General features: G+C 62.2%; 3 protein-coding genes. All 3 read left to right on the forward strand.

Going from position 1 to position 14,770, the window contains the following annotated elements; genetic code table 11:
- The first annotated feature begins 54 nt into the window (after positions 1-54).
- Positions 55-1,227 carry an MFS transporter gene (locus AC1MEW_RS13945; RefSeq protein WP_201202193.1) on the forward strand — a complete coding sequence of 391 codons (1,173 nt, stop codon included), beginning with the start codon at positions 55-57 and terminating at the stop codon, positions 1,225-1,227.
- A 186-nt stretch (positions 1,228-1,413) separates the two neighbouring features.
- Positions 1,414-2,100, forward strand: coding sequence for a thioesterase II family protein (locus AC1MEW_RS13950; protein WP_480427234.1), 687 nt, complete (start codon positions 1,414-1,416; stop codon positions 2,098-2,100).
- Positions 2,101-2,349: 249 nt separating this feature from the next.
- Positions 2,350-14,769: a non-ribosomal peptide synthase/polyketide synthase gene (locus AC1MEW_RS13955; RefSeq protein WP_480426667.1), complete on the forward strand. Its 12,420-nt coding sequence runs from the start codon at positions 2,350-2,352 to the stop codon at positions 14,767-14,769.
- Position 14,770: the final 1 nt, after the last annotated feature.

The raw sequence follows: 14,770 nt of genomic DNA on the forward strand, positions 1-14,770 counted from the left end.
TCCCCTCAACCAGCCTTTATGGCAACTTGCAGGCCCTGATTGAGGCCGAAATCGATGGCAAACCCCTACCGCGAACTGTTCAACGCCCCTGGCGCCCGGGCCTTTGTGCTGGCCGGGATGATCGCGCGCATGCCGATTTCCATGACCGGCATCGGCCTGATCACCATGCTCTCGCAGTTACAGGGTGGCTACGGCTTGGCCGGCGCCGTTGCGGCAACTTTTGCCCTCGCCACGGCATTCTGTGCGCCGCAGGTTTCGCGTCTGGTGGATCGCTACGGCCAGGGCCGGATCCTGCCGGTGTCGGCGCTGGTGGGTGGCGGTTCGCTGTTGCTGTTGTTGCTCTGCACACGGTTGCAGGCGCCACACTGGACGCTGTTCGTGTTCGCTGCCCTGGCCGGGTGCATGCCGAGCATGTCGGCGATGGTCCGGGCGCGCTGGACCGAGCTCTATCGCGGTCAGCCGCAACTGCAAACCGCCTATGCGTTGGAATCGGTGCTGGACGAGGTCTGCTTTATTGTCGGGCCGCCGCTGTCGGTGGGCTTATGCGTGGTGGCGTTCCCCGAGGCAGGTCCCTTGGCGGCGTTACTGATGCTTGCGATCGGGGTCGCGGCGTTTGTGTTGCAGCGCGGCACCGAGCCGGCGGTGCATCCCCATGAAGTTCACCATCAGGGCTCAATCATTCGTTCCGGTGAAATCCGCCTGCTGATGCTGTTGATGACCGCCATGGGCACCATTGTCGGCGTAGTGGACGTGGTCAGCGTGGCGTTCGCCCAGCAGCAGGGCCAACCGGCGGCAGCGAGTATCGTGCTGTCGGTGTACGCCATCGGTTCGTGCCTGGCCGGGTTGGCGTTCGGCGCATTGCGCTCGAAAGTGCCGCTGCCGCGATTGTTCCTTTATGGCGGTGTGGCGACAGCGGTGACGACATTGCCGTTACTGCTGGCGACGAACATATTCGGGCTGGCACTGGCGGTATTTGTCGCCGGGCTGTTCTTTGCGCCGACGCTGATTGTGGCGATGGCGTTGGTGGAACGCATCGTTCCGCCAGCCAAACTGACCGAAGGCCTGACGTGGCTGGTCACCGGGTTGAGCATTGGCGTTGCAATGGGCGCAGCGAGTTCCGGGTGGCTGGTGGATGCGTTCGGGGCGCGCAGCGGGTTTTGGGTGGCGATTGCGGCGGGGGCGGTGGTGTTGGGGTCGGCGATCCAGAGCTTCCGCCATTTGAAATGAGATCTAACTGTGGGAGCAGGCTCTCTCCCACAGGGGTAATGGGTTACCAACCTCTTCCCGATCGTTGCGTGATCGACGACTAATTTACCCAGGCGCCGGAGCGTTACTTGGTACAGACATCTTTTTGAGGAACCCACGGTGACCAAGCTGACTCTGCTGTGCCTGCCGTATTCCGGCGCCAGCGCCATGGTCTACAGCCGCTGGCGGCGCAAGTTGCCGGAATGGCTGCAACTGCAACCGGTCGAGTTGCCGGGGCGTGGCGCCCGTTTTGACGAACCGTTGCACACCGACATGCGCGGGCTGGCGATGCAATTGGCCAAGGAATTGCGCCCGACGCTCAAGACGCCGTACGCCTTGTTCGGGCACAGCCTGGGCGCCCTGATGGCGTGCGAGTTGGCCCACGCGTTTCGTGCACTCGGTTGCCCGGAACCGGTGGCGCTGTTTGCCTCGGGCACCGCAGCGCCAACCATGCGCGCCGACTATGATCGCGGTTTTGCCGAACCCAAGACTGACGCCGAACTGATCGACCAGTTGCGCACCCTGAATGGCACCAGCGAAGAAGTGCTGGCCAATGAAGAGTTGATGAGCCTGACCCTGCCGATCCTGCGCGCCGACTTCCTGCTGTGCGGGCGTTTTCAGCCGATCCAGCGCCCACTGCTCAAATGCCCGGTGCACGTGCTCGGCGGCAAGGCCGACAAGGCCACCACCGAACAATTGATCGGCTGGAGCAAGGAAACCCACGGCAGCTTCTCGGTGGACATGCTGGCCGGCGGGCACTTCTTCATCCATGAGCATGAGCCCAAGGTGCTGCGGGTGATCAAGGATCAACTGGAAGGGCATCGGCGGCGGCATGCCATGGCCGCCAGCGCCTGACGACTCAACTGCTTTACCCTGTGGGAGCGGACTTGCTCGCGAATGCGGTATGTCATTGAGCATTGTTGTTGACTGACACACCGCATTCGCGAGCAAGCCCGCTCCCACATTGATCTGCGACAGTCTCAAACTCCCCGCAATACCTCCTTCCTGATAGTTGTTCTCATTCGCTAATTTTTCCGGTCTGCATTCGTTTTATAGGGACGACGTGCCTTTGTGCTTCCTGCCTACTGATCCGGATGCTAAGAAATGAATGCTGAAGACTCCTTGAAACTTGCTCGCCGGTTTATCGGGTTGCCCCTGGAAAAGCGCCAGATGTTCCTTGCGGCCTTGCAAAAGGAAGGCGTGGATTTCTCGCAATTCCCGATCCCGGCCGGGGTTGAGGCCCAGGACCGCCAGGCGTTGTCCTATGCCCAGCAACGCATGTGGTTTCTTTGGCACCTGGACCCGCAAAGCGGCGCCTATAACCTGCCGGCGGCGGTGCGCCTGACCGGTCGCCTGAATCAGGTTGCGCTGGAGCAAGCGTTCGCCAGCCTGATCGAACGCCACGTAACCCTGCGCACGGTATTCCAGCAACAACCCGACGACAGCCTGTTGCAAGTCTCGGTGCAGCAACTGCTGGACATCGAACGCATCGACCTCAGCGCCTTACCGCCGGCAGAACGTGAATCCCGTGTCGCCGAAGCAGCCGAACAGCAATCGCTGATTCCTTTCGATCTGGCCCAGGGCCCGCTGCTGCGGGTGCGCTTGTTGAAGCTGGACGAGCAGGAGCACGTGCTGCTGCTGACCTTGCACCACATCGTTTCTGACGGTTGGTCGATGAACGTGTTGATCGACGAGTTCTGCCGCTTCTACGATGCCCACGATCAAGGCAACACCCCTGATTTCGCCGCGCTGCCGATTCAATACAGCGACTACGCCTTGTGGCAGCGCCGCTGGCTGGAAGCCGGCGAGCAGCAAAAACAACTCGATTACTGGCTGGCGAAACTGGGTGACGAACATCCGGTGATGGCACTGCCGCTCGATCATCCGCGCCCGGTGCTGCCGAGCTATCGCGGTCGTCGCCATGAACACGTGGTCGACGCCGCACTGGCTGAGCAACTGCGCGGCGTTGCCCGTCAGCACGGCGTGACTCTGTTCATGCTGCTGCTGGGCACCTTCAATATTCTGTTGCACCGTTACACCGGCCAGAACGACCTGCGTATCGGCGTGCCGATTGCCAACCGCAATCGCCGGGAAATCGAAGGGCTGATCGGCTTCTTCGTCAACACCCAAGTGCTGCGGGTGCAACTGGACGGCCAGACCCGTCTCGGCGATCTGTTGCGCGACCTCAAAGAGACTGCCCTCGGCGCCCAGGCCCATCAGGACCTGCCGTTCGAGCGTCTTGTCGAAGCGCTGAAACTGGAACGCAGCCTGAGCTACAACCCACTGTTCCAGGTGATGTACAACCACCAGCCGGAAGTGGCGGATGTCACCACGCTGAAGGTTGGCACCGGTCTGGAACTGGGCGTGATCGAATGGGAAAGCCGCAGCACCCAGTTCGACCTGAGCCTGGATACGTATGAGAAGGGCGGGCAACTGCACGCGGCGTTCACCTACGCCAGCGACCTGTTCGAGCCTGAAACCATCGAGCGTCTGGCCCGGCACTGGACGTTCCTGCTGCGCAGCATCGTCAACGACCCGCAGCAACGGGTGGGTGAAATCCCGTTGCTGGCGGCGGACGAGTATCAGCAACTGGTCGCCGACTGGGGCCGTAACGACAACGTGTGGCCGAGCGAGCGCCCGGTGCATCAACTGTTTGAAACCGCAGCCGAGAAAACTCCCGACGCGATCGCGTTAATCTTCGATGGCCAGCAACAGACTTATGGGCAGCTCAACGCCCGGGCCAACCGTTTGGCCCGCACGTTGGTGGCCCAAGGCGTGGGACCGGAAGTGTTGGTGGGCATCGCGGTGGATCGCGGACTCGACCTGATCGTCGCCGTGCTCGCGGTGCTTAAGGCCGGCGGCGCCTACGTGCCGCTGGACCCGCAATACCCGCGCGATCGCTTGCTGGGCATGATCGAAGACAGCGCCAGCCAGTTGATCCTCAGCCAAAGTCATCTGCTTGAGCGTTTGCCGGTGCCGGACGGCGTGGCTTGCTTGTGCCTGGATCAGGAGGACGCCTGGAAGTCGACCGATGAAAGCAATTTGTCCTGTCCGGTATGGGCGGACAACCTGGCCTACGTCATGTTCACCTCGGGCTCGACCGGTCGCCCGAAAGGCGTCGGCATCAGTCACGGCGCGTTGAGCAAACATGCCTTTGCCTGTCAGCACTATTACGACCTGAGCGCCGCCGATTGCGCGCTGCAATTCGCCACGTTCAACTTCGATGCCTTTGGCGAGCAACTCTTCGGGCCACTGACCTGCGGCGCGTCGGTGGTGCTGCGCGGTAACGAAGTCTGGGACAGCGAAACCCTTTACCGACAGATCGTCGAGCAGGGCATCACGGTGATGGACCTGACCACGGCCTACTGGAACATGGTCGCCAAGGAATTCGCCGCTGTCGGTCCACGTGACTACGCAAAACTACGCCAGGTGCACAGCGGCGGTGAAGCGATGCCGCCGGAAGGCGTGCTGGCCTGGCGTCAGGCCGGCCTGGAGCAGGTAAAACTGCTCAACACCTACGGCCCGACCGAAGCCACCGTCACCGCCACGACCCTGGATTGCAGCGATTACATCTTCGGCCGCCAGCCGTTGCCGCTGACCTTGCCCATCGGCAAGCCATTGCCCGGCCGCCACACTTACCTGCTCGATGAGAACGGCCAACCGGCCCCGGTCGGTGTGATCGGCGAACTGGTGATCGGCGGCGAGTTGCTGGCCCGTGGTTACTTCCAACAGCCGGACTTGAGTGCCGAGCGTTTTATCCCTGATCCGTTTTCCGGTTCCGGCGCACGCCTGTACCGCACCGGCGACCTGGCGCGGTTCAACGCCCAAGGGGTGATCGAATACGTGGGGCGCGTCGACCATCAAGTGAAGATTCGCGGTTTCCGCATCGAGCTGGGTGAAGTTGAAGCGCGACTGCTGGAACTGGACACCGTGGGTGACGCCGTGGTTCTGGCCGTGCAGGGCGGCAGCAGCCTGCAACTGGTCGGCTACGTGGTGCCAACCGACACTTCGCTGGTGCAAGCGTGCGCCGAAGAACAAGGCGAGGCCCGGGAAACGATCAAGGCTCAACTCAAGGACAACCTGCCGGACTACATGGTCCCGACCCATCTGCTGTTCCTCGCGGCATTGCCACTGAGTCCGAACGGCAAACTCGATCGCAAGGCTTTGCCGGCCCCGGATGCCAGCCAGATGCAGCAGGCCTACGTGGCGCCGCGCAGCGAACTGGAACAGAAAATCGCCGGGATCTGGCAGGACGTGCTGAAGCTGGAGAAGGTCGGCTTGACCGATAACTTCTTCGAATTGGGCGGCGACTCGATCATCTCCATCCAGGTGGTCAGCCGTTCGCGTCAGGCCGGAATTCATTTCAGTCCCCGTGACCTGTTCCAGCACCAAACCGTGCAGGGTTTGGCGGGCGTCGCGCAGCAAGGCGTCGTAGCGCTGAGCATCGATCAAGGCCCAGTGACCGGCGAACAGCCGTTGCTGCCGATCCAGCAAACCTACTTCGAAGAACAGATTCCCCAGCGTCACCACTGGAACCAGGCTGTGCTGCTGCGCGCCCATCAAGGCTTGCAAGCGGCACCGTTGGTTCAAGCGCTGAATGTGTTGATGGCGCACCACGACGTGCTGCGTTCGCGGTTTACCGAAGGACGCGCCGAAGTGGCAGCGGTTGCGGTCGATAACGAATTGCTCTGGACCGCCAACAACGTCAGCACTGCCGAACTGGACGAACTCTACGCCAAGGCCCAGCGCAGCCTCGACCTGCAAAACGGTCCATTGCTGCGCGGTGTATTGGCGACGTTGACCGATGGCAGTCAACGTCTGTTGCTGGTGATTCATCACTTGGCCGTGGACGGTGTTTCGTGGCGCATTTTGCTGGAGGATTTGCAGTTCGCTTACGAGCAAGCGTCGCTGGGCGCGAGTGCCAAACTTCCGGCCAAAACCAGTTCCTATAAGGCCTGGGGCGAGCATCTGCAGGCTTATGCGCGCACGGAAGCCGTGCAAGCGGAGCTGAGTTTCTGGCACCAGCAACTCAACGGTGTGACCGTCGAACTGCCGTGCGACAACCCGCAAGGCAGTCAGCAAAGCCGCCATGCCCAAGTGGTTCATAGCCGACTGGACAAAGCCTTTACCCAACAACTGTTACAACAGGCTCCCGCCGCTTACCGCACGCAAGTCAACGATCTGCTGTTGACCGCGCTGGCCCGGGTGATCTGCCGCTGGACCGGCCACGCTGACACCTTGATCCAACTCGAAGGTCATGGTCGTGAGGACTTGTTCGACGCGATCGACCTGACCCGCACCGTCGGCTGGTTCACCAGCCTGTTCCCGGTGCGCCTGACAACCGCCGATTCCCTGGCCTCGGCGCTCAAGCAGATCAAGGAACAGCTACGGGCAATCCCGAACAAAGGCATTGGTTTTGGCGTGCTGAAATACCTCGGCGGTGAGTCGGTGCAATCCAGCCTCAAAGCCTTGCCGGCACCGCGCATCACCTTCAACTACCTCGGCCAGTTCGACGGCAGTTTCGATGCCGATGAAGGCGCATTGTTCAGCCCGGCCGGCGGAAGTGCCGGCCTCGAACAAAGCGCCGAAGCGCCGCTGGACAACTGGCTGGGCGTCGAAGGTCAGGTGTTTGAAGGCGAACTCGACCTGCGCTGGACCTTCAGCCGCGAGGTGTTCAACGAAGCGACCATCGCCCGATTGGCCGATGAATACACTCGCGAACTCGAAGCGTTGATCAGCCATTGCTGCCTGCCGGAGTCGATGGGTGTCACGCCGTCGGACTTCCCGCTGGCGCACATTGATCAGGCACAACTGGACGCGATCCAAGTGCCGGCCGCAGCCATCGAGGACATCTACCCGCTGTCGCCGATGCAGCAAGGCATGCTCTTTCACACTTTGTATGAGCAGGGCACCGGCACCTACATCAACCAGTTGTGCGTCGATGTCGACGGCCTCGACGCCGAGCGTTTCCGTGATGCCTGGCAGGCGACCATGGACGCCCACGACATCCTGCGCAGCGGTTTCATCTGGCAGGGCGAGTTGCAGGAACAATTGCAAATCATCCATCGCCACCTGCCGCTGCCTTATGTGCTGCTCGACTGGCGCGAACGCACTGACATCGCCCAGGCCCTCAGCGACTTCACCGCCGCCGACCTGGCCCAAGGTTTCAACCTGACCCAGGCCGGGCTGCTGCGTTTGACCCTGATCCAGACCGGGGACACCCGTCATCACCTGATCTTCACCAACCACCACATTCTGATGGATGGCTGGAGCAGCGCGCAGATGCTCGGCGAGGTGTTGCAGCGTTACAGCGGCCAACAACCGCCGCGCCCGGCCGGTCGTTATCGCGATTACATCCAGTGGCTGCAACGCCCGGCCGGTGCCGTCAGCGAAGCGTTCTGGCTGGCGCAACTCGGCGATTTCCAGGAGCCAACCGTGTTGGCCCAAGCCGCAGCGAGCGGCGGTGAAGTGCTGAGCGAAACCGGTCATACGCTGCGTCATTTCGCGGCGGACGCGTTGCGTACTCGTCGCCTGAATGATTTCGCCCGTCAGCAGAAAATTACCGTCAACACCTTGGTCCAGGCCGCGTGGCTGTTGCTGTTGCAGCGTTACACCGGCAGCGCCTGCGTGGCGTTCGGCACCACCGTCGCCGGGCGTCCGGCGGACCTGGTGGGTATCGAGCAACAAGTCGGTCTGTTCATCAACACCTTGCCGGTGATCGCCGGCTCGCGTCCGGACCAAAGCGTCGGCGCGTGGCTGGCTGCGGTGCAGGCGCAAAACCTCAGCCTGCGCGAGTTCGAACACACGCCGCTGGCGAATATCCAGCGCTGGGCCGGGCAGGGCGGTGAGTCGCTGTTCGACACCTTGCTGGTGTTCGAGAACTTCCCGATCTCCGAAGCGCTGCAACACGGCACTGCCCAAGGCGTGGTGTTCGGCGACGTCGCCAATCAGGATCAAACTCACTATCCGCTGACGATTGGCGTGACGCTTGGCGAAACGTTGGCGCTGCATTTGAGTTTCGATCAGGCGAAGTTCAGCGCCGCGACCATCGAACGTCTCAGTGCCCATTTGCTGCACTTGCTCGACAGCTTTGCCGAGTCCGCCGAGCGGCGCCTGGGTGAAATCGCCCTGGTCACCCCGCAAGAACAGGCCCTGCAACAAGCGAACAATCAGCCACAACCGTACCCGGTGAATGTCGCGGTGCATCAGCGTTTCGCTGCGCTGGCGGCCCAGCGTCCCGAGCGCACGGCGGTGATCTTCGACGGTCAGCGTTTCAGCTACGGCGAACTGGACCTGCGGGCCAATCGCCTCGCCCATGAACTGGTGGCGCAAGGCGTCGGCCCCGAAGTGCGGGTCGGCGTGGCGTTGCCGCGTGGCGAAGGCTTGATCGTCGCGTTGCTGGCGGTGCTCAAGGCCGGTGGCGCGTATGTGCCGCTGGACACCAGTTACCCCCGCGAACGCCTGGCGTACCTGATGCAGGATTCGGGGCTGGCGTTGCTGCTGACCGACTCGCGGATTTCGGCGCAGTTGCCGATTGAAGATGTCATGAACGTTCTGGAGCTGGATCACCTCGACCTGAGGGCACGTCCAACAACGGCACCGGTTGTAAACCTCGCCCCGAACAACCTCGCCTACGTGATCTACACCTCCGGTTCCACCGGCAATCCGAAAGGCGTCAGCGTGACCCACGGTCCGCTGGCGATGCATTGCCTGGCCATCGGCGAACGTTATGAAATGCGTGACAGCGACTGCGAATTCCACTTCATGTCGTTCGCCTTCGACGGCGCCCATGAACGCTGGTTGACCAGCCTGACCCACGGCGCTTCGCTGCTGATTCGCGACGACAGCCTGTGGACCCCGGAGCAGACCTACAACGCGATGATCGAACACGGCGTGACCGTGGTCGCATTCCCGCCGGTCTACCTGCAACAACTGGCCGAATACGCTGAACGTGAAGGCAACCCGCCGAAGGTGCGCATCTACTGCTTCGGCGGCGATGCGGTGCCGAACGCCAGTTTTGAACGGGTCAAGCGTGCGCTGAACCCGGAGTACATCATCAACGGCTACGGCCCGACCGAAACCGTGGTCACGCCGCTGATCTGGAAGGCTGGCCGCGAGGTGCAGTGCGGCGCGGCTTATGCGCCGATTGGCAGTCGCATCGGTGATCGCAGCGCTTACGTGCTCGACGCTGACCTGAACCTGTTGCCCCAAGGCATGGCCGGTGAGCTGTACCTCGGCGGCACCGGGCTGGCCCGGGGTTACCTGAATCGTCCGAGCCTGACGGCCGAGCGGTTTGTGGCTGATCCGTTCAGCAGTACCGGCGGTTTGCTCTATCGCACTGGCGACCTGGTGCGCCAACGCGCCGACGGGACTTTCGATTACCTGGAACGTATCGACAACCAGGTGAAGATCCGTGGTTTCCGTATCGAGCTGGGCGAAATCGAAGCGCGTTTGCAGACCTTCGATGGTGTCCGCGAAGCGGTGGTGGTCGCTCAGGAAAGCGCCGGCAGCAAACGGCTGGTCGCTTACGTGGTCGGCGACGCCCAAGGCAAGGATTTCGCCGAATCATTGCGTGAACAGCTTAAAGCCGCACTGCCGGCGCACATGGTTCCGGCCTACGTGTTGCTGCTCGAACGCATGCCGCTGACCCCCAACGGCAAGCTCGACCGCAAGAACCTGCCACGCCCTGATGTCAGCCAATTGCAGCAAACCTACGTGGCGCCGCAAACCGCCCTGGAACAGCAACTGGCGACGATCTGGCAAGACGTGCTGAAGCTCGAACGCGTGGGTTTGAGCGACAACTTCTTTGAGCTGGGCGGCGACTCGATCATCTCTATTCAAGTGGTCAGCCGCGCCCGCCAGGCTGGCCTGCGCTTCACCCCGAAAGACCTGTTCCAGCACCAGACCATTCAGGCGCTGGTGGCGGTGGTCCAGACCGGCGAACCGTTGCAGCAGATCGATCAGCGTCCGGTAACCGGCGAAACTCCGCTGTTGCCAGTGCATCAGGTGTTCTTCGCCCAAGCGATTCCTGATCGTCATCACTGGAACCAGTCGGTGATGCTCAAGCCGACTCAGGCGTTGAATCCTCAAGCCTTGGAACAGGCCTTGGTCGCGTTGGTGATTCATCACGACAGTCTGCGTCTGAATTTCATTGAACAGGACAACGATTGGTCCGCACAGTACCGCGACGTTTTCGAAGGCGAAGCAATCCTCTGGCAAGCCAGCGTCGCCGATCTGGCAGCCCTCGAAGCCTTGGGCAATCAAGCCCAACGCAGCCTGCAACTGCGCGACGGTTCGCTTATCCGCGCCGTGTTGGCGAACCTGGCCGATGGTACTCAACGCTTGTTGTTGGTTGTTCACCACCTGGTGGTCGATGGCGTGTCGTGGCGCATCCTGTTCGAAGACCTGCAAACCGCTTACCGCCAAAGCCTGGCCGGTGAAACCGTGCAATTGCCGGCCAAGACCAGCCCCGTCAAGGCTTGGGCCGAAGCGCTGCAAGGCTATGCCGCCAGTGCTCCGTTGCAGACCGAATTGGCTTACTGGCAGCAACAATTGCAAGGCGCGCCAGTCGCATTGCCGTGCGACAACGCCGAGGGCGGGCAGCAACACCAGCAAGCGTTGGTGATTCGCAGCCAACTCGACAAAACCCTGACCCGCCAACTGTTGCAAGAAGCCCCGGCGGCCTACCGCACGCAGGTCAACGACCTGCTGCTGACCGCGCTGGCGCGGGTGATGGTGCGCTGGACCGGTGACGACAGTGTTTTGGTACAACTTGAAGGTCACGGTCGCGAAGACCTGTTCGAAGCGGTGGACCTGACCCGCACGGTCGGTTGGTTCACCAGCCTGTTCCCGGCGAAATTGACCCCGGTTGCCGAGCTGGGCACCTCGCTTAAACAGATCAAGGAACAACTGCGGGCGATCCCGAACAAAGGCATCGGCTTCGGTGCCCTCGCGCATCTGGGCGACGACCACGCGCGGCAAACCCTGCAAGCGCTGCCAAAACCACGCCTGACCTTCAACTACCTCGGTCAGTTCGATGGCAGTTTCGATGCGGCGGGCGATGCCTTGTTCGTGCCGACCAGCGAGTCCGGCGGCCAGGAAGTGAACCTGCAAGGCCCGCTGGGCAATCAGTTGGCCCTCGACGGCCAAGTGTTTGGCGGCGAACTGGACCTGAGCTGGACCTTCAGCGGCGAGATGTTCAACGAGGCGACCATCCAGCGCCTGGCCGATGACTACCTGCAAGAACTCACCGCGCTCATCGCTCATTGCTGTGACACCGCCAATCGCGGCGTTACACCGTCAGACTTTCCGTTGGCGCAACTGTCCCAGGCGCAACTGGACAACCTGGCTGTCGCACCTCAAACCATTGACGACATCTACCCGTTATCGCCGATGCAGCAGGGCATGCTGTTCCACACCTTGCTTGAACAAGGCACCGGCGACTACATCAACCAGATGCGTCTGGACGTTGATGGCGTCGACCCGCAACGCTTCCGCGACGCCTGGCAAGCGGCGCTTGATGCTCACGATATCCTGCGCACCGGATTCTTCTGGCAGGGCGATCTGGAGCAGCCGATTCAGGTGGTTCATCGCAACATCGAAGTGCCGTTTTCGGTGCTGGACTGGCGTAATCAGCTCGACCTCGATGCGGCGCTGCAAACCCTTGCAGATGAAGAAAGGGCCCAAGGCCTCGATCTGACTCAGGCGCCGCTGTTGCGTCTGGTGCTGGTGCAAACCGCTGCCGACCGTCATCACCTGATCTACACCAACCATCACATCCTGATGGACGGCTGGAGCAGTGCGCAGTTGCTCGGCGAGGTGCTGCAGCATTACAGCGGTCAGGGCGTGGCTCGCCAGCCTGGGCGTTATCGCGATTACATCGCCTGGTTGCAACGCCAGGACGCGGCCGCCAGCGAAGCGTTCTGGACGCCGCAGTTGCGCAGCCTCGACGAGCCGCTGCGCCTGGCGCAAGTGTTTGCCCGGCCGACCGAGGAGGTCGCGACTCACCTGTACGGCCAGCACCACATCGCGCTGGATGATGGTCAAACCCTGCGCTTGAGCGAGTTCGCCCGCGAGTCGAAAGTCACCGTCAACACCCTGGTGCAAGCGGCGTGGCTGTTGCTGTTGCAGCGTTACACCGGCAAATCCAGCGTCGCGTTCGGCGCCACGGTGTCCGGGCGCCCGGCGGATCTGGTCGGGGTCGAGCAGCAGATCGGTCTGTTCATCAACACCTTGCCGGTCATCGCCAGCCCGCGTGCCGAGCAGAGTCTGGGCGACTGGCTGCACGTCGTGCAGGCGCAGAACCTGGCGCTGCGCGAGTTCGAACACACGGCGTTGTTCGACATCCAGCGTTGGGCCGGGCAGGGCGGTGAAGCCTTGTTCGATAACATTTTGGTGTTCGAGAACTACCCGATTTCCGAGGCACTGGAGCAAGGTTCACCGCAAGGTCTGCGCTTTGGCGCGGTGGATAACCTGGAACAAACCAACTATCCGCTGACGCTGTCGGTCAGCCTCGGTGCGCAACTGGCGGTGCAGTTCAGCTTCCAGTGCGCCAGTTTTGCCCAGGACTCGATCGAGCAGATCGGCACCCATCTTCAGCGCTTGTTGCAGCAAATGATCGGCAACCCACAGCAATTGCTGGGCGACCTGACCTTGCTGGACCCGCGTGAAACCCAACAGCATCTGCTGGAGTGGAACGCCAGTCAGGCCGACTACCCGAGCGAGCGTTGCATCCATCGACTGATCGAGGCGCAGGCCCGACGTACGCCGGACGCCACTGCTCTGGTATTTGCCGAGCAGTCGTTGACCTACCGCCAACTCAACATCCGCGCCAACCGCTTGGCCCATCGCTTGATTGAAAAAGGCGTCGGCCCGGATCAATTGGTCGGGATTGCCGTGGACCGTGGTCTGGAGATGATTGTCGGCCTGTTGGCGATCCTCAAGGCCGGTGGCGCCTACGTGCCGCTGGACCCGCAATACCCGGCGGATCGCCTGGTGCACATGATCGAGGACAGTGGCCTGCAACTGCTGCTGACCCAGGTGTCGCTGCTGGAGCAACTGCCGATTCCGGTCGGGGTGCAAACCCTGCTGCTCGGTGCGCCGGACGAATCGGCTGCTGACCACGACCCGCACGTGGCGGTCGATGGCGACAATCTCTGCTACGCGATCTACACCTCCGGTTCGACCGGCAAGCCGAAGGGCGTGATGGTGCGCCATGAAGCACTGGTGAACTTCGTCGTCAGCATGGCGAAGGAGCCGGGCATTACAGCGGTTGACCGCATGCTGTCGTTGACGACGTTCTCGTTCGATATTTTCGGTCTGGAACTCTACGGGCCGCTGTTCTGCGGCGCGGCGGTGGTGCTGGTCGACAAGCTCAGCGCCCACGATCCCGAGGCGCTGCTGCGGGTGATCGAGCAGCAACAGGTCAGCATTGTGCAAGCGACGCCATCGACCTGGCGGATGTTGCTCGACCACCCGTTGCTGGCGAACCTTCGCGGGCGCAAATGCCTGTGCGGCGGCGAAGCGTTGGCCGAGGATCTGGCCGAGCGGCTGCTGGGTGTGGCTGGACAGGTCTGGAACCTCTATGGCCCGACCGAAACCACGATCTGGTCGGCGGCTTATCAACTGACCGAACGCAAGCGTCTGCCATTTCTGGGCCGGCCGATTGCCAACACTGCGCTGTACATCGTCGACGACCACTTTGCGCCGAACCCGGCCGGTCTGATCGGTGAGCTGCTGATCGGCGGCGACGGCCTGGCCCGTGGTTACCACGGGCGTGCGGCCATGACTGCCGAGCGTTTCCTGCCGGACCCGTTCGGCAAGGGGGCGCGGTTATACCGCACCGGTGACCTGGCGCGGCATCGCGCCGACGGCGTGGTCGAGTACCTCGGTCGGGTCGATCACCAGGTGAAGATTCGTGGTTTCCGCATCGAACTGGGCGAGATCGAAGCCTGCCTGCTCGCCCACGAGCTGATTCGCGAGGCCGTGGTTGTGCCTCAGGAAGGACCGGGCGGCACGCAACTGGTGGTTTACGTCATTCCGGCGACTGAGCCGGCGTCCGACGCTGCACTGCGCGACGAACTCAAATCGCACCTCGCGCCGATGCTCCCGGACTACATGATTCCGGCTCACTGGCTGGTGCTCGAACGCTTCCCGCTGACGCCGAACGGCAAGCTCGATCGCAAGGCTTTGCCGCTGCCAGACGCCAACCAATTGTTGCGCGCCTATGTGGCGCCGCAGGGCGCGCTGGAGCAGAGCGTGGCCGTGATCTGGCAGGACGTGCTCAAGCTGGAACGGGTAGGGCGCGACGACAACTTCTTTGAACTGGGTGGACATTCACTTTTGGCGACACAAGCAACGGCACGCCTGCAAATGGAACAGGGGGCCGCCGTGCCTCTGGACCTGCTCTTCAGATCTTCATCCTTGGCTGAATACGCCGAACAACTGGCGGTACACCTGACCCCTCACTCCAGCGACGACCTGAGTGAAATGCACGACTTCCTCGCGGACCTGGAGACCCTTTGAC

Source organism: Pseudomonas sp. ASL4 (assembly GCF_056680395.1).

Coding starts and splice junctions, on each gene's coding strand:
- AC1MEW_RS13955 (WP_480426667.1), top strand. CDS start 2,350: ATGAATGCTGAAGACTCCTTGAAACTTGCTCGCCGGTTTATCGGGTTG.
- AC1MEW_RS13950 (WP_480427234.1), top strand. CDS start 1,414: ATGGTCTACAGCCGCTGGCGGCGCAAGTTGCCGGAATGGCTGCAACTG.
- AC1MEW_RS13945 (WP_201202193.1), top strand. CDS start 55: ATGGCAAACCCCTACCGCGAACTGTTCAACGCCCCTGGCGCCCGGGCC.